The organism is Microlunatus sp. GCM10028923 (assembly GCF_042666975.1).
Lineage (GTDB): Bacteria > Actinomycetota > Actinomycetes > Propionibacteriales > Propionibacteriaceae > Microlunatus.
The window spans coordinates 451,976-475,800 of record NZ_JBHTFF010000004.1 but is presented as its reverse complement, the minus strand read 5'-3'; the positions used below and the strand labels follow the sequence as shown (position 1 = coordinate 475,800).

Genomic DNA, 23,825 nt, shown 5'->3' with positions numbered 1-23,825 from the left:
TCGCGCCCGATGCACGACTCGTGTGACCAACCTCACACGTCGTGGTAGGGGAGCCGCGGGTCGACCGGCTGGTCCGGCCAGGTGCCGCGGACCCAGGTGTGCGCCGGGTCGTCGGTGATCAACCAGGCCCGTTCCGGGTCGTGGCCGGCCATCACGTTCAGGTAGTACAGGTCGTAGCCGGGCGCCGCGACGGCCGGCCCGTGATAGCCGTACGGGACCAGGGCGATGTCTCCGGTGCGGACCATTGCGTTGATCTCGATCTCGCCGGCCGGCGAGGAGTAGCTGCTGAACAGGCCGAAGGCGTTCTCCTGATCAACTTCGGCGGCCGCTTCGGGTGCCGCCTCGAAGTAGTAGATCTCTTCCAGCCGGGACTCGTGCCCCGGCACGTGCTCGTCGTGCTTGTGCGCCGGGTAGGAGGACCAGTTGCCCGCCGGGGTGATCACCTCGCAGACGATCAGGCGGGCCGCGTCCAGCGCGTCCGGCGTGCCGAAGTTGTGCACCTGCCGGCTGGCCGCGCCCGCGCCGCGCAGCTCGACCGGGATGTCGGACGCCGCCACGTGCCGGAGCGGCCGGACCTCGGTCGTCGGCGACGTCGCCACCGCGACCCGACCGGTCCCGGTGATCGTTCCGGTGCTGCCGGCCGGTAGGTAGAGCACGTCGGTCGGCCCGGTGAAGACGGACCGCCGGCCGGCCAGCCGGGTCTCGCCGTCGGTCCCGTCCACGCTGTGGGTGACGGTGAACGATCCGGCCAGGGGTACGACGATGCGCTCCACCCCGGTCTGGTCCAGCGGCAGGGTGACGGATTCCGTCAGCTCGGCGACGTCCAGGCCGGTGTGCTGCCAGCCGGGCAGGGTGTCGTCCACCCGGCTCTGCCAGCCGTCCCGGGCGAGCGTTCCGCGCCGATGGAACCAGCGGTCCTGGCTCATCCGTTCCGCCTTCCTGCCGAGTTGATCAATCGGTCCGGGCGAGGAGCTCCCGGACCCGGTTTCGGGCCGGTTCGCGATCGTAGCTGTTCACCAGCGCCCCGGCCATCCGGACCGGGTCGCCGAAGAAGTAGTACTCGTACTGCGCCTGCCGGGACGAGAAGGCGGACATCGAGGCGTCGAACGCGAGCCGGTACAGCTGGGCCCGGCTCTCGGCCGGCAGCAGCTTCGCCTGCAGGTACTGGTCGATGTCCTCCCGGGCGCCGGAGGACAGGTCGGCCTCGCTCGGCGCCGCCAGCAGTCCGGAGGCGCAGAACTTGCGGATGATCGCCGGGAACCGCTGCGAGGCCCGCGGGAACCAGTTCCGGGCCGCGTTCAGGGAGCTCCACTTGGGCGCCATCATGCCCCACTGGTTCGGCGCGGCGTCGGCCTCGGCCGCCCGGAGCAGTGCCTTGCCGATCTCCACGTCCATGATCAACTCGGCCAGGTCCTCCTGGATGTGCTGGTAGCCCTCGATCGCGATCGAGGATGCGATCTCCGACGCCAGTCCGAGGAAGAACTCGCTCTTGGCAATGGTCCGGGTCACCACCTGCTGGGTCATCAGCGCGGTCGCCCCGGTCTCGGTGTAGAACGCGTTGCACAGTTGGGGATTCCCGAGCATGAAGACCCGCTCGGCCGGTACGAAGACGTCGTCGAAGATCACCATCGCGTCCATCTCCTCGAACCGCGACGCCAGCGGCTCGTCGAACGTCGACCCGCCGTGGTGCAGCGACGTCCGGCACAGGTAGCGCAGGCCTGGGGTGTCGTTCGGGATCGCGAGCGCGAAGCTGTACGGGATGTCCCGGTCCGTGCCGCGCAGCAGGGTGGACGGGAAGACCAAGATCTCGTCGGCGATCGGCGCGACGGTGGCCAGCATCCGGGCGCCGCGGACGACGATCCCGTCGGCACGTTCCTCGATCACCTGGGCGGCCACCTTGCCGCCCATCTGCTCCGAGCCGGAGACCGAGCGGTTGGACTGCGGCGGGATCAGCGTGTGCGTCGTCAGAAGATCATTTTCGCGTACGTACTCGTAGTAGGCACGGATCCGTTCGCCGTACCGGGGATCGGCCTGGTCGAACCAGGCCGCGGCCGCGGCCAGCGCGGTGAGCGCGGCGTTCAGGTAGTCGGCGGTCCGGCCGAGGAAGCCGTGGGAGTGGTCGGCCCAGGTCCGGGCCGCCTCCCGGCGGTGCACCAGATCCTCCTGGGTCCGCGGGATCAGGAACGAGGCGCTGACCGGCTCGCCGCTGCTCGGCGACGGGTAGGTCAGCGCCGCGGCGTGGGCCGGATCGTGCTGCAGGTCGTACAGCTTCGCGTAGCTGCGGGCGACCCCGGCGAACGCGGGATGCTCGGCGACGTTCTCGCTGACCTGCTTGCCGTCGATGGTCAGCTGCGGGCGCATCGAGTTGATCTTGTCCAGGAACTGTTGTCCGGTCCGGATGGCCATCGCTACTCCTCGATGAGTTTCATGATCAAGATCGATCGATGTGTGTTCTCATATAGAACACGATGTTCTAGTATCGGACGATACGCCGCGAGATCGTCGTGGGCAACCCGAATCGGGAAGGAGGAGCTGTGGCAGACCCGAAACCCGCCGCGCACTCCCAGACCCTGTCCCGCGGGCTGCGGGCGCTGGAGATCCTGGCCGAGGCGAGCGGGCCGATCAGCATCGCCGAGCTGGCGGCGGCGCTCGGCCTGCACCGCTCGATCGCGTACCGGATCCTGCGTACGCTCGAAGATCACCGGCTGGTGCTCCGTGACGATCGCGGGCTGCTGCTGCTCGGGCCACGGATGGCGGCCCTGGCCCGGGGCGTGCAGCGGAGCCTGCAGGCGGCCGCGCTGCCCGAGCTGACCGCCGTCGCCCGGGAGCTCGGGATGACTGCTTTCCTGGTGGTGCTGGATTCCGACGAGTGCGTCACGCTGGTCAGCGTCGAGCCGCCGCCCGGTCCGGCCAGCATCGCGCGGCGGCCGGGCACCCGGCATTCGATCATGGTCGGCGCGCCCGGGCTGGCGATCCAGAGCGTGCTCACCGACGGCGAGTGGGCCGGGCTCGGCGTCGCGGGGAAGCGTCGTCCGGAGGCGTCTGAGGCGGCCCGCCGCGGCTACGCGACCAGCCGCGACGAGGTGGTGCCCGGTCTCTCCGCGGTCGCCGTTCCGCTCCGGCTGCCCGGCCAGGCTCCTGCCGCGCTGGCCGTCGTGCACGTCGCCGGCGCGGACCACGACCCGGCGCCGGTGGGAGCCCGGCTGGCCGACGCCGCGGACCGGATCCGGTCCGAGCTCGGCTGACCCACCGATCCTGGCCGGTGGGGTTATAGTCGGCAGTGTCCGGCGGAAATGGCGTCGTTGCTCGAAAAAGGGGCAATAGCCCGGCCTGTGGACCGGTGAGACATATACGGATCTGATCCTCGTCGTCGAGAGAAGGCCCGTTCATGTCGAACGTCTCCGAGCATGCCGCTTTCGTCCTCTCCGCCCACCTGTCCGACGTCTTCGGGGTGATGGGCAACGGCAACGCCTATCTCCTGGACGCACTGTCCCGGACCCGCACCACGTTCACCGCGGTCCGCCACGAGGCCGCCGGGGTTGCCGCCGCGGACGCGTACTTCCGTGCCTCCGGCCGGCTCGCCGCGGCCACCACCACCTACGGCCCGGGCTTCAGCAACGCGATCACGCCGCTCGCCGAGGCGGTCCGGGCGCAGATTCCGCTGGTGTTGATCACCGGGTCCGAACCCGCGGCGGGCGCACGGCCGTGGGACGTCGACCAGACCGCGCTGGCCGCCGCGGTCGGGGCCCGGACCGTCACCGTCGGCGCCGGCTCGGTGGTCACCGACCTCACCGAGGCGATCGGGTACGCCCTCGCCGCGCGGAGCCCGGTCGTGGTCGCGCTGCCGTACGATCTCGCGACGGCCGAAGCCGGCCGGATCCCCACGCTGCCAGGGATCCCGGCGCCTATGCCGGCCGTGCCGGCGGAGGCCGAGCTGGAGCGCCTGGCGGAGTTGATCAACGCGGCGCGGCGGCCGGTGATCCTGGCCGGGCGTGGCGCCTGGCTGGCCGGCGCCGGCCCGGACCTGACCCGGCTGGCCCGGTTGATCAAGGCACCCGCCGCCACCACGGCCTTCGCCCGCAACCTGTTCGGCCCGGTCCATGATCACCTCGGGATCGCCGGCGGCTTCGGCACCCGGCGCTGCACCGCCGCGTTCGCGGCCGCGGACCTGGTGCTCGTCGTCGGCGCCGGCCTGAATCAGTTCACCACCCGGTTCGGCCGGCTGTTCGCCGAGGACGCCCGGGTGCTGCAGGTCGATCTCGCGGCGCCGACCCATCCCCGGGTCGACCTCGCCGTCCGGGCCGACGCGGCGCTGGCCGCCCAGGAACTGCTCCGCCGGGTCCGGCCCCGTGATCATGAGGTCTGGACCACCGCGCACCCGGAGGTGGCCGCGGCCCACGAGCCCGACCTGCCCGCGACGCCCGGCGGGCTGCTGCCGGACGGCCGGCTCGACCCGCGCCAGCTGGCCCGGCGGCTGGACGGGATCCTGCCGGCGGACCGGACCGTGGTCACCGACGGCGGCCACTTCCTGGAGTGGGGCCCGCGCTACTGGCGGATCGGCGGGCCGGACCGGTTGATCATGGTCGGCACGGCGTACCAGACGATCGGGCTCGGCCTGGCCAGCGCCGTCGGCGCCGCCCGGGCCCGGCCGGAGTCCACGGTCGTGCTCGCCTCCGGCGACGGCGGCGCGCTGATGGGCCTGGCCGACCTCGAATCGCTGGCCCGGACCGCCCGCCGCGCCGTGATGATCATCTTTGACGACGGTGCGTACGGCGCCGAGGTGCACCAGTACGGCAGTCTCGGACTCGACCAGGGGCCGATGCGGATCGGCGAAGTGGACTTCGCGGGCCTCGGCCGTTCGGTGGGTGCCGCCGGCCGCACCGTACGAACCCTTGATGATCTTGACGATCTGGCCGGCTGGCTGGCCGGCCCTTCGGCGGGACTCTACGTCGCCGACTGCCGGATCTCGGCCAGCGTGGTCGCGCCGCACATGCGGGAGGTGCAGGAGGCCCGGCGGATCCCGGCCGACCGGCTCGAGCCGGCCGGCCGGTGATCACCGGGCGTTGTTGATCAGATTCAGGCCCGGTCGGCCCAGCGGCCGAGGCCTTCGAACCGGTACTGCATCACGTGGTAGATGCTGTTGTCGCCGGTGTTCCACTGGCTCACCGTGAGGTGCACGTCGTTCAGTCGCGAGCCGGGGATGATGTAGCTGCCGTACAGCTGGGCCAGGTGGTTCACGTCCTGGTTGTCCCAGCTGGTGCCGTGCAGCATCGTGAACTTCGGCGTGGTCCGGAGGTCCTGCGTCGGATGGTCGAGCACCTGGCAGTCGATCCGGTAGCGCGGGCCGTCGAACCAGGTGTGCAGCCACTTGTCGCCGAACCGGCGCAGCGAGTTCTCGCCGATGATGTCGTCGGACAGCGGCGTCGGCTCGGCACCCCAACGCCAGCGGCCGTCCTTCTTGCCCCACGGCTGGTACTTGTCCGGCTGGGTGATCTGCCAGGGCCGGACCCGGTGCAAGATCATCGTGCTCTCGCGCAGGAACTCCGACGTGTAGACGTAGAGCCAGCCGTCCGCGCCGATGTCCCAGCTGGCCAGCTGCCAGCGCTTGTCGTACGCGGCGGCGGGGAACCGGGCGCCGGAGTCCTCCCAGTTCTCGCCGTTGTCCTTGGAGACCCAGATCCCGCTCCAGATCACGTTGCCGAAGCCCTGGTTGACCACGGCGTGCAGATAGGTCTTGTTGCCGATCGTGATCACGTCGGACGGGATGATCGTCGAGATCTCGTCGCCGTGCTCGTACGGGATCAGCTGCTTGGCCGAGTCGCCGCCCGGCGTTCCGTTGAACTCGACGCCGGCGGCGAGGTTCCGGGTGCTCGACCAGAGCGCCGTGGGGGAGCGCCAGTTCTCGCCCCAGGCCGGCCCGAAGCTGTCGCCGAAGATGTAGATGCTGCGGCCGTCGGGCACGCGGGCCACGGCACCAAGATCGACATAGTGCAGCCCGAACTTGCCGGTGATGTCCGGCCCGGTCAGGTTCTTGACCTTGGTGATCTTGACGCCGTCGACGATCACGGAGCCTTCGTCGGCTGCGGCCGGCTGGACGAGGCCGGCGGCGAGTCCGGTGCCGGCCAGACCGGCAGCGGCGGCACCGCCGAGCAGGCGGCGACGGGAGAAGGGATGCGGGGCGACCGGGCCGGCATGCGGGGGCTCGGAGCTGGGATGCGGGGGCATGGGCTCACTTCCTCGGGGTCCATGAAATCGTTTTCGGTCACGGTACGATCACGCCCCCGCCCGCGTCAACAGGCCCGCCAGTTTTTCACGTGACGTGAAAAACTGGCTCTTCCCGCGAGATATAACGCGCGGGTAGCGACAAGAAGTGTCGGGAAGTCAGTCGGCGAGGATCGTGGCGCCACGGGCCTGGCCTGCCTCGTTCTCCGGACCGAGCGGGATACCGGTGCGGTCCCGGAGCAGGAACGTCGCCGCCGCGGCGATGATCGTGAGGCCGGCCAGGTAGACGCCGACCGCGTTGGTGGTGTGGAACTGCTGCACCAGCGCGGTCGCGATGGTCGGGGCGAAGGCGCCGCCGAGGATGGCGCCGATCGCGTACGAGATCGCCACACCGGAGAACCGGATCGACGCCGGGAAGAGCTCGGCGAAGAACGCGGCCTGCGGCCCGTAGGTGAGCCCGTTGCCGATCGTGAACAGGGCCAGCCCGAGCGCGAGCAGCCACAGGTTGCCGGTGTCGACCAGCCAGAACATCGGGAACACGGTGATCAACTGGCAGGCCCAGCCGATCAGGTACGTGGTGCGCCGGCCGATCCGGTCCGACAGGCCGCCGGCGATCCAGGTGCACAGGCCCCAGACGACCGCCGACGCGCTCACCGCGAGCAGCACCGGCGCCCTTTCCAACTGCAGCGGTCCGTTCGGATCGGTCGCGTAGTTCTGCAGGTAGCCGCCGGTGGTCATGTAGCCGGCCGCGTTGTTGCCGGCGAACGTCAGCGCGGCCAAGATCACGATCGGGGCGTGGAACCGGAACAGCCGGGCGACCGGCAGGGTCGTCTGCTCGCGCCGTTCGGCGATCTCGGCGAACACCGGGCTCTCCGCGACCCGGCTCCGGACCACGATCCCGACGATGATCAACACGACACTGATCAGGAACGGCACCCGCCAGCCCCAGGCCGCGAACGCCGGTCCGGGCGCGATCACCGCCATCAGGGCCATCGCGCCGGAGGCGGCGAGCAGGCCGAGCGGCGGCCCGAGCTGCGGGAAGGCGCCGAACCGCCCGCGCCGTTCGGCGGGTGCGTGCTCGACCGCCATCAGTACGGCGCCGCCCCACTCGCCGCCCGCCGAGAGCCCCTGCAGGATCCGCAAGATCAACAGCGAGGCCGGCGCGATCACCCCGGCCTGGTCGTAGGTCGGCAGCAGACCGATCACGGTCGTCGCGCCGCCCATCAGGATCAGGGTGACCACGAGCATGGCCTTGCGGCCGATCCGGTCGCCGAGATGCCCGGCCAGCAGCGCACCGAGCGGGCGGAACAGGAAGCTCACGCCGACCGAGGCGAACGACAGCAGCAACGCGATCTGGTCGCCGGCCGGCCGGAAGTAGAGCTGGGCGAACACCAGGCCCGCGGCGCTGGCGTAGATGAAGAAGTCGTACCACTCGATCGTGGTGCCGATCGTCGTGGCCAGGGCGACCCGGCGACGTTCGGCGGCGGTCGTCCGGGTCGGGTCCGCAGGGTGGCTCGGGGACGCCATCATCCCTCCTGATCATCGGTGATCTTTCCTTCGACGATAGAGGATCGGGCCGAAATCCGCTGGCCTGTGACCGGCCCTGGTCGTACGCTGAGCAGGCAGAAAGCTGAACAGCAGTGGTCCGGAGGGGACCGAAGGTGATCGGTTATCGCTGAGAACGACCCCGGTCCCGTGCCTTGTCCCCTCCCCGCCGTTCTGCCGGCACACACCGCGGGATGTGCCGGTTGATCGGTGGTCCTCAGACCGCAGACAGTCCGTTAACTTAGGGTCCAGAGGCCGCGGGTTCGATTCCCGCCGGCGGAACCTCGGTTCCGCCGTAGTTCAATGGCAGAACGCTGGAATATTCGGGTTGTCGACACCTTGTCTGAGGGCCACCGCCGACGTTCCGGGAGGGAGATGATCATGACGAACGGTGCCGATCCGCTGACCCGGATCTCCACCCGGCGCACGCCGCAGTCGCGGCCGGCGACGCCGGACCAGGTGCCGAACCACGCCGGCGGGCACGTTTTCGAGGTCACCCCGGAGCAACGGCTGCGGCGGTTCCTGATCATCGGTACCAGCGGCGGAACCTACTACCAGGGCGAGGCGGAGCTGACGCGGGAGAACGCGCAGGTCGTGATCGACTTCGCCGCCGAGGACCCGGTCCGGCTGGTCGAGATCGTCCGCGAGGTGTCGCTGGCCGGCCGGGCGCCCAAGCAGAACCCGACCATCTTCGCGCTGGCCATCGCTGCCGCCGCGGAGCTGCCGGAGGGCCGGGCGGCCGCGTTCGCGGCGATGCCCGAGGTGCTGCGTACCGGAACCCACCTGATGCTGTTCGCCAAGTACGTGATGCAGTTCCGTGGCTGGGGCTCCGGGCTGATGCGGGCCGGTCGGCGTTGGTACGAGGCGAAGGATGTCGACGCGCTGACGTACCAGTTGGTCAAGTACCGCAGCCGGGAGGGATTCAGCCAGCGCGACCTGCTGCGGCTGATCCACCCGAAGACCGATGATCAGCTGCGGAACGCGCTCTACCGCTGGGTCGCCCAGGACGAGCTGTCGTACCAGCTGCCCAGGCTGGTGCACGGCTACGTCGCCGCTCAGGCCGCCGCGTCGGCCGAGGACTGGGTCCGGTTGATCAAGGACTACAAGCTGTCCTGGGAGATGCTGCCGGACGCGGCGCTGACCGAGCGGAAGGTCTGGCAGGCGCTGATCGACGTCGGCCTGCCGATGACCGCCCTGATCCGGCAGCTGCCCCGGCTGACCAGGCTCGAGGTGATCGGCAACCCGTTGCGTGACGGTGATCGCACCATCGACGTGGTGGCGCAGCTGACCGACCCGGAACTGCTGAGCCGGGCCAGGATCCATCCGTTCAACGTGCTGGTCGCGCTGCGTACCTATGCCGCCGGCCAGTCCTTCCGTGGTTCCACGACGTGGACCCCGGCCCGGCCGGTGGTGGATGCGCTGGACGCGGCGTTCTACGCCTCCTTCGGCAACGTCGTGCCGGCGAACCGGCGGACCATGATCGGCCTGGACGTGTCCGGGTCGATGGGCGTCCCCATTGCCGGCAGCCCGCTGACCGCGCGGGACGCCTCGGCGGCAATGTCCATGATCACCGTCGCCACGGAGCCGAAGACCGCCGTCTACGGCTTCACCTCGGACGGTGGCACCTGGGGTTCGTCGGCGCTCACCGAACTGACGATCGGTCCGCGGCAACGGCTGGAAAACGTGATCGAGAGCGTGTCCGGGTTGCCGTTCGGCGGGACCGACTGTGCGCTGCCGATGATCAAGGCGCTCGAGGACGGCCTCGAGGTCGACACGTTCCTGGTGATCACCGACAGCGAGACCTGGGCGGGGGAGATCCATCCGCATCAGGCGTTGGCCGAGTACCGGCGCAAGACCGGGATTCCGGCCCGGCTGGTGGTCTGGGGGATGACCTCGACCGGCTTCACCATCGCCGACCCGTCGGACCCGGGGATGCTCGATCTGGTGGGCGTCGACTCCGCGGCGCCGCAGTTGCTGGCCGACTTCTCCCGCGGCGACATCTGAGTCGGTCGTCCCACCCCGGCGAGGATTCAGGCTGCGGCGTGATCTTGGTTCATGGTCATGCTGAGTGGGCTTCGGCAAAGTTGTGCAGGCTGAAGCCGTTGCAGCCGCGGATCGTTAACACAACGATCGGCCTGAACCCCGACACCGGTCTTCGATGACGATGCCCCGCAACCGCCGCCCGGCACGGTCACCCGCCCCCGGACACCCCGCTCGTAGTCGTGCCCGGCGGGTCTGTCGGCGCCAGCACCAGCACCGAGGCACCGGCCGGCACCACGTGCGCTGAGTAACCTCGGGTTCCCGTCAGCTCGGCCCGTCCTGGACAGGGCCAGGGCCTGGGCCCGGTCAGGCGGCGGCGTGATCTTGGTCCATGGTCATGCTGAACAGGGCCTCGACGCAGTTGTGCAGGTTGAAGCCTTCGCCGCCGCCGATGGTGCGGATCGTGGTGGCGTCGGGATGATCATGACCGTTCGGGCCGGATGGGTGGACGGTGGAGAGTTCGCGGAAGAGCCTGTCGGTTGGCATCACCCGCCAGCCCGATTCGGCGACGGGTTGCCCGCCGGGAAGCAGGAACTGCCAGCCCGGGTCGCCGGTGTGGGCGCCGAGGAACGGGGCTCCGGCTCGGCGGACGATGGTCATTCCGCCTTCGTGGACAGCGGTGTGGTGGGCGCCGCAGAGCAAGATCAAGTTCGTCAGGTCGGTGGTGCCGCCGTGGGACCAGGGCACGGTGTGGTGGGCTTGCAGGCGCCGGTCTCGCCAGCAGCCGGGGAACTGGCACAGCTGGTCGCGGATGAGCAGGGCGCGGCGTTGGCGTTTCGACACCAGCCGTCGGGTCCGGCCGAGGGCGAGGACGTCGCCGTGCCGGTCCACGATCGCACCGAGGATCGACCCGGTACAGATCATGCGCTGCGCGGTCTGCGGCTCGATCGGCCCGGCCCCACGGACGGTGCACACCTGAGCCCGCAAGGTCGATTCCTGGTTGCCTGGGCGGGGTGTCGGTGGGTGCTGAGAATCCGGCTTTTCGGTCCGGTCCGCTGTGCCTGGAGGCGTTCCCGCGGGAACGTCTTCCGGGTCGGAGGTCCGAGAAGCGAGCTCTGTCGGTTGCGACGTTCCCGCGGGAACGTCTCCGTTGCGCGAGATCGGGGCGGTGATCATCGGCCGACCGTCCGTCGCGGCGGGAACCTCTACCGGGTCGGCGGTCCGAGAGGTGATTCCGGCAGGTTGCGGCGTTCCCGCGGGAACGCTTCCGCCCCGCGCGATCGGGGCGGTGATCATCGGCCTAACACCCGTTTCCCTGGGAATCTCACCCGCTTCGGTGATCCGGGAAGCTTGGCTCGCCGGCTGCAGCGTTCCCGCGGGAACGTCTCCGTTCCGCGCAACCGAAGAGATGATCGTCGACCGAACACCCACCCCGGCAGAAACCTCACCTGCATCACTGATCCGAGAGGCTTCGCTCGCCGGTCGCCACATTCCCGCGGGAACGTCTCCGTTCCGCGCGACCGGGGAGGGGATGGTCGACCGACGACCCATTCCGGCGGAAACCGAACCTGGATCGGCGATCCGGGGCAAGATGCCGGCCGGTTGGGGCGTTCCCGCGGGAACGTCTCCGTCTCGTACGGCCGGTGAGATGATCGTCGGCCAAACACCCGTTCCCGGGGAGAGCTCGCCTGCATCGGCGGTCCGGGTGGCGGCAGCGGACGGTTGAGGCGTTCCCGCGGGAACGTCTCCGTCTCGTACGGCCGGTGAGATGATCGTCGGCCAAACACCCGTTCCCGGGGAGAGCTCGCCTGCATCGGCGGTCCGGGTGGCGGCAGCGGACGGTTGAGGCGTTCCCGCGGGAACGTCGTCCAGCTCGACCGTGGCGAGCTGTCCGAGGGTGACCGGGTGCTCCCGTGCGGTCACACGAGCCGCAACCTCGGCGAGGGCCAGTTGTTCGGCCGCCACCTCGATGATCACCAGGCTGCGGTCCTCGCCTGATTCGTCGTCGGTGACCGCGGTTGCGAGGTAGTGCCGGCACACATCCAGGAACGCGTCGGCGTCGGTGTAGGGCGGGGTGGCGTCGTGCTGGTCAGGGTCGGTCTGCGCCGAGTCGTCGGCCGGTGGGGTGCTGTTGAGGTCTCTGGCCCGTTCCAGGGCCGCGGTCACAATCGCGGACTCCTCCGCGGGGAGGCGGCCGGTGACACCGGTCATCGGGTCGCCGTCTCGGGCCACCAGCCGGAACAGTCGGCGACTCTCGGCTTGGATCCTGGTGCCAGCGGCGGCCCGGTAGCTGGAGATCATCCGGGCCAGCTGGGACGCCGTGGCATACCTCGCCAGTTGGCAGAGCTGGGCTTCGTCGACGACGTCGACCACGCGGGTGACTTCTCGTACCTTCGAGTAGGACAGCTCACCGGCGCCGAACGCTGCGGTCACCGTCGGCATCCGCCGCAACGCTCGCGCGACCCGAATGTGTTCGCGGGCGGTTGCCTGGGTCATCGAGCAGGTCCAGGCCAGCCAGTGGGCGACCGACTTGAAGCCTTGCGACCAGCCCCAGCCCTGGCCGGCGTCGAACTCGCCGATCAAGATCAACAGTTCGCAGGTGTCGCGGGCCTGTCGGGTTGCATGGGCGCAGATCCGGTCGGCCAGTTCTTCGGCCGCCTCCCGACTCAACGGCGGCGCCTCGACCGCCTGCCCTTCGTGTGTCATGGTCATCGTCGTCCCCCGATTCCTCTTACCTGTATGAAGAACGCTAATGGCGACCACTGACACTCGGACCTCGTATCGCGGTGCTGGAAGGTACTGGCTGAATGGCCGTTCCGGCGATCCCTGGCGGGCTGTCGAGGAGCTCGCTGACCGCGCCGTTCGCCTTCCGCGCCGGGGTCCAGGGTGAGCCGTCGGGATGTTTTGTCGGTCTTCGGTGCGGTACGCCGCTGGCGCTGGGCAACCTGGTCCGGTACCGACGGTCCAGACTGTCTGCTGCACCGATCTGGCCCAGAGAGATCGGTCAGCAGCTGCAGCTCACTGGGCCTGGGTCAGGCACTCAGGCCCGGCACTGTTCAGGGCGACGGGGATCGTATACGATCCGAACTATGATTTCGGAGGCGATGACGCCGCTGCCGTTCCGGGCGCTGCCGTACGACGACGGCGGGGCCGGGCTGCCGTACCCGACCAAGATCATCGCGGTGCACCTCAACTTCGAGTCGCGCGCCGCGGAGCGCGGGCGGCGGCCGGAGCAGCCGTCGTACTTCCTCAAGCCGGTGAGCTCGCTGGCTAGGTCGGGTGGCGTGGTGGAGCGGCCTGCGGGTACCGAGCTGCTCGGCTTCGAGGGTGAGATCGCCCTGGTGATCAAGGAATCGACGCGGCGGGTCGCACCGGAGCAGGCCTGGGCCCGAGTGGCCGGCGTGACGGCGGCCAACGATCTGGGTGTCTACGACCTGCGGTACGCCGACAAGGGGTCCAACCTGCGGTCCAAGGGCGGTGACGGGTTCACTCCGGTCGGTCCCGTGCTGATCCCGGCGGAACGGATCGACCCGGGTCGGCTGCGGCTGCGTACCTGGGTGAACGGCGAGCCGGTGCAAGAGGACGACACCGGCATGTTGATCTTCGACTTCGCTCGGCTGGTCGCCGATCTGTCCCAGTTGATCACGCTCGAGGCCGGCGATCTGATCTTGACCGGTACGCCCGCCGGCGCCTCGGTGATCAAGCCCGGTGATCGGGTCGAGGTCGAGGTGGACGTGCCCGGCGGGCCGACGACCGGACGGTTGCTCACGACGGTGGGCGCGGGTGAGGTGCCGCTGGCGGGATACGGGGCCGGGCCGAAGGTGGACGATGCGACCCGGGCCGACGCGTGGGGGAGCAGTGCGGGACGAGCCGAGGCCCTTCGACAGGCTCAGGGCGCGGAGGGGACCTCGGCTCAGGGCGCGGAGGGGATCCAGGCTCAGGCGGAGGGAATCTCGGCTCAGGGTGCAGCGGTGACCGAGGCTCATGGCGCAGCGGGAACCTCGGTTCCGGATGCGGAAGGAACCCTGGCTGAGGACGCGGAGGGGGCCGAGGCTGAGGGTGCGGAGGGGATCTCGGCTCAGGGCGCGGAGAGAACCGAGGCTCAAGGCGCGGAAGGTGCCGAGGCTCGTGGTGTGGAAGGAGCCGAGGCCCGGGCCGGGGGAGTGCCGGGGGTGCTGACCGAGGAGGTTCGGGCGGCGCTGGGCCAGGTCGGCACGGCGACGTTGAGTTCCCAGCTGCGCAAGCGCGGATTGGACAACGTCAGCATCGACGGGGTGGTACCGCTCCGGCCCGGCGAGCGGCTGCTCGGGACCGCCCGGACGCTCCGGATGGTGCCGCTGCGGGAAGATCTTTTCGCGAGCCACGGCGGCGGCTACAACGCCCAGAAACGGGCCGTCGACAGTCTGGACCCGGGTGACGTCCTGGTGATCGAGGCGCGCGGCGAACCCGGCACCGGCACCATCGGCGACATCCTCGCCCTGCGGGCGAAGGTACGTGGGGCCGCGGGCGTGGTCACCGACGGCGGGGTTCGTGATCATGACGCGGTCGCTGAGCTCGGGCTGCCGGTCTACTGCGCCGGCGCTCATCCGGCCGTGCTCGGTCGCCGGCACGTCCCGTGGGACGTCGACCTGACGATCGCCTGTGGCGGCACCACGGTGCAGCCGGGTGACGTGATCATCGGCGACGCGGACGGGGTGCTGGTGATCCCGCCCGGGCTGGTCGCCGAGGTCGCGGCCGACGCCGTCGAGCAGGAGCGGCAGGAGACCTTCATCGCGGAACAGGTCGCCGCCGGCGAGCCGGTGGACGGGCTGTACCCGATGAACGAGACGTGGCGGGAGAAGTACCGGCAGTGGCGACCATGATCGACTCCACGGCGTCGGAGACCTCGACGGCCCCTGAAACCTCTAAAGCACAGCGCGCCTACACCTGGCTGGCCGGCAAGATCGCCGATGGCAGCTTCCCACCAGGTTACCGGCTCGTGCTCGGGCCCATCGCGACGGAGCTGGAGATCAGTGTCGCACCGGTCCGGGAGGCGATCCGGCTGCTCGAGGCGGAGGGGCTGGTCAGCTACGCCAAGAATGTCGGGGCGCAGGTCGCGATGCCCGACCCTGCCGAGTACGTCGACGTGATGCAGACCCTCGGCGCGCTGGAGGGGATCGCCACCGGTCTGGCGCTGCCGTTGATCACCGATGATGATCTTGATCGCGCCCGGGAGCTGAACGCGGCGCTGGCCCGGACGCTGGACGACTTCGACCCGCCCGAGTTCACCCGTCTCAACCTGCAGTTCCACGAAGTGCTGTTCCACCGCTGCCCGAACCGGCACCTGCTGGAGCTGATCCGCCGGACCCGGACCCGGCTGGCCGGACTGCGCGACTCGACGTTCAGCTTCGTCCCTGGCCGGGCCCGCCGGTCGGTGGCCGAGCACGAGAAGTTGATCACCGCGATCGAGGCCGCCCGCGCCGACCCCGAGAAGGGTCGCGCCGCCGTCGAGGCGGCCGTCCGCGGACACCGGGACGCCACCCTGCAGGCGTTCCTCGACCACAGCAACGGAAAGGCGGCGCGATGAGGTTTCGCAGCGATCCGGCCCGGATCCGGGGCTCGCTGGCGCCGGTGATCACGCCGTTCACCGACGACGGGGCGCTCGACCAGCAGAGCCTGGCCCGGCTGGTCACCTGGCAGCTCGAGCAGGGCTCGCACGGCATCTCGATCGGCGGCTCCACGGGGGAGCCGAGCGCGCAGACGATCGCCGAGCGGGCCGAGGCGATCCGCCTGGTCGCCCGTACCGTCGCCGATCGGGTTCCGTTCGTGCCGGGCACCGGCAGCGCCAAGCTGGACGAGACCCTGGAACTCACCGCCGCCGCCCGGGACGCCGGTGCGGACGCCGTGTTGATCATCACGCCGTACTACGCGCGGCCGACCCAGGAAGCCCTGTACCGCTGGTACGTCGCGGTCGCCCGCGAGTTCCCGGACCTGCCGGTGATCGCGTACAACGTGCCGAGCCGGACCGCTGTTGATCTTGCTCCCGAGACCGTGGCCAGGCTGTTCACGGACCTGGACAACTTCGTCGGGATCAAGGAGACGACCAAGGACTTCGAGCACTTCTCCCGGGTGCTGCACCGGTGCGGACCGGAGCTGCTGGTCTGGTCCGGGATCGAACTGCTCTGCCTGCCGCTGCTCGCCCTCGGCGGCGCCGGCTACATCAGTGCCACCGCGAACCTGGCGCCGGCCGCCTGCGCCGCGATGTATCGCGCCTGGACCGAAGGTGATCTTGCCGAGGCGCGCCGGATCCACTACGGGCTGCACCCGCTGGTCGACCTGCTGTTCACCGAGACCAACCCGGCGCCGGCCAAGCTCGTCCTGCAGCAACGCGGCCTGATCGCCTCCGCTCACGTACGGCCGCCGCTGATCGAACCGACCGAGCCGGCCCGGGTCAAGATCGCCGAACTGCTGGCCGAAGGCGCCGAGTTCCTCAGCCCGGCCGGACCCGCCGAAGGAGGGAGTTGATCATGAACGACCGGAGGCCCGCGGATCTGCCGGACCACCTGCGCCACCACATCGGCGGCGAGCCCGTGGACAGCGTCGACGGCGGTACGTTCGAGGTGCTCGACCCGATGACCAACGAGCCGTACCTGACCGCGGCCGCCGGCCGGGCCGAGGACGTGGACCGGGCCGTCGCCGCCGCCCGGACCGCCTTCACCGACGGGCCATGGCCCGGCATGGTCGCCCGGCAGCGCGCCGGCATCCTGAACAAGATCGCCGATGCCGTCGCCGCCCAAGATCAACGGCTGGCCGCCTGGGAGACCTTCGACACCGGGCTGCCGATCACCCAGGCCCTCGGTCAGGCCCAGCGGGCCGCGGAGAACTTCCGCTTCTTCGCCGACCTGATCGTGGCCCAGTCCGACGATAGTTACCAGGTGCCGGGCCGGCAGCTGAACTACGTGCACCGCAAGCCGGTCGGCGTGGCCGGCCTGATCACGCCCTGGAACACGCCGTTCATGCTGGAGAGCTGGAAGCTCGCCCCGGCCCTGGCGGCCGGCTGCACGGTGGTGCTGAAGCCGGCCGAGTTCACGCCGCTGTCGGCCAGCCTGTGGCCCCAGATCTTCGCCGAGGCAGGGGTTCCGGACGGCGTCGTCAACCTGGTCAACGGGATCGGCGAGCAGGCCGGTGACGCCCTCGTCGCGCACCCGGACGTGCCGTTGATCTCATTCACCGGCGAGTCCGCGACCGGCGAGGTGATCTTCGCCCGAGCGGCACCTCGGCTGAAGGGCCTCTCGATGGAGCTGGGCGGCAAGTCGCCGGCGATCGTGTTTGCCGACGCCGATCTCGACGCGGCGATCGACTCGACCCTGTTCGGCGTCTTCTCGCTGAACGGGGAACGGTGCACGGCCGGCAGCCGGATCCTCGTCGAACGGCCGATCTACGACGAGTTCTGCGCCGCGTACGCCGAGCGGGCGAGCAAGATCATTGTCGGTGACCCGAGCGACCCGGCGACCGAGGTCGGCACCCTGGTCCATCCGGAGCACTGCGCGAAGGTCCTCTCCTATGTGGAACTGGGCCGGACCGAGGGCAAACTGCTCGCCGGCGGCGGCCGGCCGCCCGGTCTTGATCAAGGAAACTTCGTCTCCCCGACCGTCTTCGCCGACGTGGCTCCGGAAGCCAGGATCTTCACCGAGGAGATCTTCGGGCCGGTGGTGACGCTGACCCCGTTCGACACCGAGCCCGAGGCGCTGCGGCTGGCCAACGCGGTGAAGTACGGTCTGGCCGCCTACCTGTGGACCAACGATCTTGAGCGCGGCCACAACCTGGCGCACCGGATCGAGGCGGGCATGGTCTGGCTGAACTCGCACAACGTGCGTGACCTGCGCACCCCGTTCGGCGGGGTGAAGGCCTCCGGGCTCGGGCAGGAGGGCGGCTACCGTTCGCTCGACTTCTACAGCCACCAGCAGGCCGTCCACGTCAGCCTCGGACCCGTACACACCCCGAAGTTCGGAGCCCGATCATGATCAACAATGCGCCGGACATCCTGCGCTGCGGGTACGTCGAGCTGATCGTCTCCGATCTCGCCGCGGCCCGCGAGTTCTACGTGGATCTGCTCGGGCTGGTGATCACCAAGGAGACTCCCGACGCGCTCTACCTGCGCACGCTGGAGGAGTTCATCCACCACAACCTGGTGCTGCGCGCCGGGCCGGTGCCGGCCGCGGCGGCGATCGCCTTCCGGGTCCGTACCCCCGAAGACGTGGACGCCGCCGAGGCCCACTACCGCGCGCTCGGCTGCCCGACCCGGCGTGCGGCCGGCGGCTTCGTGGACGGTGTCGGTGACGCGGTCCGGGTGATCGACCCGCTCGGCTTCCCGTACGAGTTCTTCCACGAGGTCGAGCACGTCGAGCGGCTGACCTGGCGCTACGACCTGCACCGGACCGGATCCCTGGCCCGGCTTGATCACGTCAACCAGGTGACGCCCGATCTGCCGGCCGGAATCGCTTATCTGGAAGGGATCGGCTTCCGGGTCACCGAGGACATCCAGGACTCCGACGGGGTCACCTACGCGGCCTGGCTGCGCCGCAAGCCGACCGTGCACGACGTCGCCCTGACCGGCGGCGACGGCCCACGGCTGCACCACGTCGCGTTCGCCGCGCACGAGTCGCACCAGATCCTGGCGGTCTGCGACCGGCTGGGCGCGCTGCGCCGTTCCGACTGCATCGAACGCGGGCCCGGCCGGCACGGCGTCTCCAACGCCTTCTATCTGTATCTGCGGGATCCGGACGGGCACCGGGTGGAGCTCTACACGCAGGACTACTACACGGGGGACCCGGACAACCCGGTCGTCACCTGGGACGTCCACGACAACCAGCGCCGCGACTGGTGGGGCAACCCGGTCGTGCCCAGCTGGTACGCCGAAGCCTCCGCCGTCCTCGACCTGGACGGCAACCCGGTGCCGAACCGGCCTCGGGCGGACCCGGCCGAGGCGGCGGTCACCATCGGCGCGGACGGCTTCTCGTACACGAGGACCGAGGGGGAGGACCGCGGCTTCAAGCTGGGCGACCAGGTCTGAGCGCAGGCCGGATGGTCTGTCCTTCGACAAGCTCAGGGTGCGTGGTGGGTGCGGACGTCGTTCACCTTCCGTTCGGCGAGCAGGGCTTTGCTGGCCCGTACCACTGAACTCGGGAGGAACACGTGCGCTGGAAGAACTCGCTCGCAGCAACCGTCGCGCTCGCCACCGTCGCCCTCGGCGGCGCCCTCGCCACGCCGCAGACCGCCGCGGCCCAGCACGATCCGCCGACCGGCGGCGCCTGCTCGGCCGACGCGCAGTTCCTCGGCTTCAGCGACAGCCTGGACAAGACGACCTATGAAGGGCAGCCGGTGGCCGGGCTGTCCGCGCTCGCCCTGACCCGGCCGGGCCATGCGCTCGCGCTCGTCGACAACATCGGGACCACGCCGGCGCGGGTGTTCGGGCTGGAGATCGAGGCGCGGCGCGGCAAGCCGGAGGTCGCGGTGGAGAGCCTGACGATCCTGCGGCGTTCCGACGGCACTCCGTACACCGGGGCCGACTTCGACGGTGAAGGTCTCGTCGCGGAGCGCGGCGGCCGGTCGATCCTGGCCAGTTCGGAGCGGGAGCCGTCGATCCGGCGGTTCGGGCTGAGCGATGGTACGGAGACCGCCTCGCTGCCCGTACCGGATCGGTTCCGGGTCGCTCCCGCCGGCGAGGCCGCGACGAATGCGACCTTCGAGGCGCTGGCCGCGAGCCGCGACGGGCGGACGCTGTTCGCTGGGATGGAGGGGCCGCTCGCCGCGGACGGCACGGACGCCGACGGCCGGTCCCGGAACCGGATCCTCCGGTACGAGGGCCGGCCCGGCGGCGACTACCGGGTCGCCGCCCAGCACGCGTACCGCCCCGATTCCGGGCTGTCCCTGGTCGAGCTCGTCGTCGTCGACCGGGGCGAACTCCTCGCCCTGGAACGCGGCTACACGCCCGGCGTCGGCAACACGATCCGGATCTTCACGGTGTCGCTGCGGCACGCCGCCGACGTCACCGATCGGGCTTCGCTGGCCGACGCACCCGACGACGTCTTCCTGAAGAAGCGGCTGCTCTGCGACCTGGTGAACGCACCGCCGTCCGGCGCGGTGGCGAAGCAGCCGCAGCCCAATCCGCTGCTGGACAACGTGGAGGGCATGGCCCTGGGCGGTTGGCTGCCGGGACGCGGCCGTCAGCTCTTCCTGATCTCCGACGACAACGGCGGCGCCACCCAGATCACCCGCTTCTACTCGCTCGCGGTCGACCTGTCCTAGGGCCCTAAGCTGACCGGGTGGATCCAACAATCATCTGGTACCTGGTCGGTGGCGTCCTGTTGGCGGCGGTGGTCATCGTCGGCTTCGTCGCCGTCGGCCGGCGGTCAGCCCTGCGCCGCGGTCAGGACCGGGCCGAGCTGCCGACCGAATCCTCGGCCGGCGGTACGGTCGCGGCGCCGCCGGAAGACGAGGCCGAGGTCGTCGATCGACCCAAGACGGCGGCAACGGAGCCCACGACCGATGGGTCGACCGAGGTCGCCGAGCCGGAGGTGGCCGAGCCGGCCGCCCCGGAGCTGGAGCGGCCGGAGCCGAGGCAGAGCCGGCTGGCCCGATTGCGGCAACGGCTGGCCGGATCCGGCAACGCGCTCAGCCGCGGCCTGCTCACGCTGCTCTCCCGGGACCGGATCGACGAGGAGACCTGGGAGGACTTCGAGGACACGCTGCTCACCTCCGACCTCGGCGTCGGCCCGACCACCGAACTGGTCGAGACGCTGCGGACCCGGTTCCGGGTGGACGGCATCTCCGATCCGCACCAGGCCCGCGGCATCCTCCGCGAGGAGTTGATCAAGCTGGTCGACCCGTCGCTGGACCGCAGCCTGGCCACCCGGCGCGGCGAGACCCCGGCCGTGGTGCTGGTGGTCGGCGTCAACGGGACCGGGAAGACGACGACGGTCGGCAAGCTGGCCCGGGTGCTCGTCGCCGAGGACAACGACGTGCTGCTCGGCGCGGTTGACACGTTCCGCGCGGCGGCCGCCGACCAGTTGCAGACCTGGGGCGAACGGGTGGGTGTTCCGACGGTACGGGGTCCGGAAGGCGCCGACCCGGCCAGCGTCGCGTTCGAGGCGGTCCAGGCCGGGATCGAGCAGGAGGTCGACGCGGTGCTGATCGACACCGCCGGCCGGCTGCACACCAAGGCCGGCCTGATGGACGAGCTGGGCAAGGTGAAACGAGTCATCGAGCGGCAGGCTCCGGTGACCGAGGTGCTGCTGGTGCTGGACGCGACCACCGGTCAGAACGGGCTCACCCAGGCCCGGATCTTCGCCGAGGTGGTCGACGTGACCGGGATCGTCCTGACCAAGCTGGACGGCTCGGCCAAGGGCGGCATCGTGATCCAGGTGCAGCGCGAGCTCGGCGTACCGGTCAAGCTGGTCGGCCTCGGTGAGGGCGCCGACGACCTGGCCCCGTTCGAGCCCGAATCCTTCGTCGACGCGCTCCTGGAAACCCCCGCCGCGGCCGCATAACCGGCGACTCGGCCCTCCCGCGAGGTCGGGTTGTCGACATTCCGACCTCGGATCGGCCCGACCAGGTGGAGTTGTCGACATTCCGACCTCGGTACGGGGTCGACCGTGAACTCGGGCCTGCCGGCTCAGGCGAATCGTCGGGTCCGTGGCACGCGGCGCAGTATCGTCTGGCCATGGTCAGCGGGCCCAGCGGGGGCGGCGGTCAAGCAGGGGATCGACGCCCCGAATTCGAGGAAGAACTCGGTCGGATCAGCCAGCAGCCCGGCCAGCTGGCCCAGGATCTGGCAGCACTGCAGGCGAGGCACGCGCGGAACACGGCGCAGCAGCCCGCGCCACCGGGCCGACTTCCCACACCGCCCACCCAACTGCTGCCGCCGGGCCAGCCGGCCCATCCCGCCCCGTCGGGCGAATCGGGGCCGTATCCCGCCCCGTCGGACCGACCGTCGCCGGTAGCGGCCGGGCCGGGCCAGCACGCCTGGGCTCCACCGGATCAGGCCCGGCCTGCCGCGAGGACGGGCGCGACACCGTCCCAGCCGGGCCAGGTCCCGCCGGGCCAACCGCAGCCGGGACAGGTCCCGCCGGGCCAGATCCAGCCGGGCCAGATCCAGCCGGGCCAGGTCCCGCCGGGCCAACCGCAGCCGGGCCAGGTCCAGCCGAGCCAGGTCCCGCCGGGCCAACCGCAGCCGGGCCAGGTCCAGCCGAGCCAGGTCCCGCCGGGCCAGATCCAACCTGGCCATCAGCTGCCGGGCCAATTCCAGCCTGGCCAGTTCCAGCCGGTCCAATTTCAGCCCGGCCAGGTCGATCCGAGCCAATTCCCGCCCAGCCAGCCGGGCCAGGTCCCGCCTCAGCAGGGCCCGCCGGACCGCGCTCACCCACCCCTGATCCCGCCGCTCAAGCCGCCCTGGTGGCGGCGCGAGGGGATTGTGGCCCGGCTGCTCACGGTTGCGGGCGCGCTGGTGCTGCTGGTCGGGATCGCATTCCTGCTGGTGCTGGCGATCCAGGCCGGCCTCTTCGGACCGGTCCCGCGGGTGATCACCGGCTCGGTGGTCTCGGCCGCGCTGATCGGCGTCGCGCTGCTGCTCCGGCGCCGGCTGCCGACCAACCCGGGCCCGATCGCGCTCGCCGCCAGCGGCATCGCGGGCGGTTACCTGGTGGTGGTCGCGGTGGCGTCGATCTATGCCTGGGTGCCGTTCTACGTCGGGCTGGCGCTGGCCACCCTGCTGGCCGTCCTCGGTTGCCTGCTGGCGCACCGCTGGGACAGCCAGACGCTCGCGGTGATCGTTCTGGTCGGCGTGATCTTGCTCGCGCCGGGTGTCGGCCTGGACCGGCCGTGGACCGCGGCGGCCCTGCTGGTGCTGCTGTCCGGCGTGATCACGTTGCTGCAGCTGGACCGGCGCTGGCCGGTCGTGCACGCGGTCCGGGTGGTGCCGACGGCGCTGGTGTTGATCACTCTCGCCGGCACCCGGTGGGCCCAGGAGGGCTTCGACATCACCTGGTTCGGGGCGGCCCTGACGACGGTGTTCGCGCTGCTCGTCGTCGCGGTGGAGTACGTGCTGCTCCGCTGTCACGGCGACCATCCCGGGCTCGCGGCGATCTCCGCGATCATGATCGGCATCGCGCTGCTGACGCCGATGATCGCGGTACGGGTGCTGCTGGAGGACGTCCGGGCCGACATCTGGCTGCTGGCCCTGGCCGCGGTCTGGTGCGGGTTCGCCGTGCTGCTCCGTACCCCCGGCCGGCGGGCGGTCCTGATCAGCGGTGCCGCCCTGACCGTGGCCGTCGGCGTGGCCGGGTTCGATCAGGTGGGCCTGGTCGGCGCGACCTTCATGATCATCTCGGCCACCCTGCTCGCGCTCGCCGGCGCCGGAGTGGACCGGGTCGTCGGCTGGGTCGGGGTCGGCGTCGGGCTGGTCGCTTTCCTGTTCTACCTGGCCGTTCTGCCGAGTCTGGTGATCATCGACAGCGCCCTGCCGACGATCTGGAACCTGTTGGCTTCCTGTGCCGGGGTCCTGGCCGCGGTGGCCGCGGGTTCCTTTGCGCGGCGGGCTGCGCACGGTGCCGACGTCCGGGTGCCGATGGCCGTGGCCTGGGTCGCTGCCATGATCACCGGCACCGGGGTGCTGGTGATCGCCGGGCAGCTTGCGGGTGCCGCACTCGGTGCCCGCCAAGCGGGTTTCCTGGTCGGACACGCGACGGCGACGTTCGGGCTGATGATCGTCGCCAGCTGGTTCCTGCTGCGCAGCCTGGCCCGGGCCGGCCGGGGCCTGGTCGGCGGCTTGATCACCGCCGGTGTCGCCGTCGCCAAGTTGCTGATCTTCGACCTGGCCACCCTCGACGGCGTGATCAGAGTGCTCGCGTTCGTGGCCATCGGAGTGGTGCTGCTGGCTCTTGGAACGTTTTACGCAAAGGCATTGAGCGCGGCCCGCTCAGGGCCCGGATGATCATCACCGGCGTGTCGTGTGGCATTTCTCACTCGCTGGTCCTGTAAGCACGGGGCGCGGCACCTTATCTTCCGGGCCTGGGGAAGGTCCACCGTTGGTAACAATTGCT

General features: G+C 70.5%; 17 protein-coding genes. 11 read left to right on the top strand and 6 right to left on the bottom strand.

What is annotated here, in order from left to right; genetic code table 11:
* Positions 1-32: 32 nt before the first annotated feature.
* Together iolB and hpaB are read right to left on the bottom strand one after the other, a co-directional pair.
* Entirely contained in the window at positions 33-926 is an 894-nt protein-coding gene (gene iolB, locus ACFQU4_RS12440) for a 5-deoxy-glucuronate isomerase (RefSeq protein WP_377491847.1), read from the bottom strand.
* A gap of 25 nt (positions 927-951) precedes the next feature.
* Positions 952-2,406: a 4-hydroxyphenylacetate 3-monooxygenase, oxygenase component gene (hpaB, locus tag ACFQU4_RS12435; RefSeq protein ID WP_377491844.1), complete on the bottom strand. Its 1,455-nt coding sequence runs from the start codon at positions 2,404-2,406 to the stop codon at positions 952-954.
* A 128-nt stretch (positions 2,407-2,534) separates the two neighbouring features.
* On the opposite strand from hpaB, the gene ACFQU4_RS12430 reads away from it, so the two are divergent.
* Both ACFQU4_RS12430 and ACFQU4_RS12425 read left to right on the top strand, forming a co-directional pair.
* Positions 2,535-3,245 (top strand): IclR family transcriptional regulator, encoded by a 711-nt coding sequence (locus tag ACFQU4_RS12430; RefSeq protein WP_377491841.1) that lies wholly within the window; start codon positions 2,535-2,537, stop codon positions 3,243-3,245.
* A 143-nt stretch (positions 3,246-3,388) separates the two neighbouring features.
* A complete protein-coding gene (locus ACFQU4_RS12425) occupies positions 3,389-5,053 on the top strand; it encodes a thiamine pyrophosphate-binding protein (RefSeq protein ID WP_377491838.1) in 1,665 nt (554 codons plus the stop codon).
* A 23-nt stretch (positions 5,054-5,076) separates the two neighbouring features.
* Here ACFQU4_RS12425 and ACFQU4_RS12420 read toward each other — a convergent pair whose 3' ends face one another.
* Positions 5,077-6,225, bottom strand: coding sequence for a DUF4185 domain-containing protein (locus tag ACFQU4_RS12420; protein ID WP_377491835.1), 1,149 nt, complete (start codon positions 6,223-6,225; stop codon positions 5,077-5,079).
* Positions 6,226-6,381: 156 nt separating this feature from the next.
* Positions 6,382-7,749 (bottom strand): MFS transporter, encoded by a 1,368-nt coding sequence (locus tag ACFQU4_RS12415; RefSeq protein WP_377491832.1) that lies wholly within the window; start codon positions 7,747-7,749, stop codon positions 6,382-6,384.
* Positions 7,750-8,148: 399 nt separating this feature from the next.
* On the opposite strand from ACFQU4_RS12415, the gene ACFQU4_RS12410 reads away from it, so the two are divergent.
* Entirely contained in the window at positions 8,149-9,771 is a 1,623-nt protein-coding gene (locus tag ACFQU4_RS12410) for a TROVE domain-containing protein (RefSeq protein ID WP_377491829.1), read from the top strand.
* 342 nt (positions 9,772-10,113) lie between these two features.
* Here the strand turns inward: ACFQU4_RS12410 and ACFQU4_RS12405 are convergent, their stop codons facing one another.
* Positions 10,114-12,459 carry a DUF222 domain-containing protein gene (locus ACFQU4_RS12405; protein WP_377491826.1) on the bottom strand — a complete coding sequence of 782 codons (2,346 nt, stop codon included), beginning with the start codon at positions 12,457-12,459 and terminating at the stop codon, positions 10,114-10,116.
* A 377-nt stretch (positions 12,460-12,836) separates the two neighbouring features.
* Here ACFQU4_RS12405 and ACFQU4_RS12400 point away from each other — a divergent pair, with 377 nt between their 5' ends.
* The 7 genes from ACFQU4_RS12400 to ftsY all read left to right on the top strand — a co-directional run bounded on the left by ACFQU4_RS12400 (position 12,837) and on the right by ftsY (position 21,275).
* Positions 12,837-14,609: a fumarylacetoacetate hydrolase family protein gene (locus ACFQU4_RS12400; protein WP_377491822.1), complete on the top strand. Its 1,773-nt coding sequence runs from the start codon at positions 12,837-12,839 to the stop codon at positions 14,607-14,609.
* On the top strand, positions 14,606-15,313 hold the full coding sequence (locus ACFQU4_RS12395) for a GntR family transcriptional regulator (RefSeq protein WP_377491819.1): 708 nt from the start codon (positions 14,606-14,608) through the stop codon (positions 15,311-15,313). The genes ACFQU4_RS12400 and ACFQU4_RS12395 overlap by 4 nt, the downstream gene beginning before the upstream one ends.
* Entirely contained in the window at positions 15,310-16,251 is a 942-nt protein-coding gene (dapA, locus tag ACFQU4_RS12390; RefSeq protein WP_377491817.1) for a 4-hydroxy-tetrahydrodipicolinate synthase, read from the top strand. Before ACFQU4_RS12395 ends, dapA begins: the two co-directional genes overlap by 4 nt.
* A gap of 2 nt (positions 16,252-16,253) precedes the next feature.
* Positions 16,254-17,750 (top strand): aldehyde dehydrogenase, encoded by a 1,497-nt coding sequence (locus tag ACFQU4_RS12385; RefSeq protein WP_377491814.1) that lies wholly within the window; start codon positions 16,254-16,256, stop codon positions 17,748-17,750.
* A complete protein-coding gene (hpaD, locus tag ACFQU4_RS12380) occupies positions 17,747-18,799 on the top strand; it encodes a 3,4-dihydroxyphenylacetate 2,3-dioxygenase (RefSeq protein WP_377491811.1) in 1,053 nt (350 codons plus the stop codon). The genes ACFQU4_RS12385 and hpaD overlap by 4 nt, the downstream gene beginning before the upstream one ends.
* 122 nt (positions 18,800-18,921) lie before the next feature.
* Positions 18,922-20,034: an esterase-like activity of phytase family protein gene (locus tag ACFQU4_RS12375; protein ID WP_377491808.1), complete on the top strand. Its 1,113-nt coding sequence runs from the start codon at positions 18,922-18,924 to the stop codon at positions 20,032-20,034.
* A gap of 17 nt (positions 20,035-20,051) precedes the next feature.
* Positions 20,052-21,275 (top strand): signal recognition particle-docking protein FtsY, encoded by a 1,224-nt coding sequence (gene ftsY / locus ACFQU4_RS12370; RefSeq protein WP_377491805.1) that lies wholly within the window; start codon positions 20,052-20,054, stop codon positions 21,273-21,275.
* 125 nt (positions 21,276-21,400) lie between these two features.
* Here ftsY and ACFQU4_RS12365 read toward each other — a convergent pair whose 3' ends face one another.
* On the bottom strand, positions 21,401-22,147 hold the full coding sequence (locus ACFQU4_RS12365; RefSeq protein WP_377491802.1) for a hypothetical protein: 747 nt from the start codon (positions 22,145-22,147) through the stop codon (positions 21,401-21,403).
* Between the two features lie 51 nt (positions 22,148-22,198).
* Here ACFQU4_RS12365 and ACFQU4_RS12360 point away from each other — a divergent pair, with 51 nt between their 5' ends.
* Positions 22,199-23,716: a DUF2339 domain-containing protein gene (locus ACFQU4_RS12360; protein ID WP_377491799.1), complete on the top strand. Its 1,518-nt coding sequence runs from the start codon at positions 22,199-22,201 to the stop codon at positions 23,714-23,716.
* Positions 23,717-23,825: the final 109 nt, after the last annotated feature.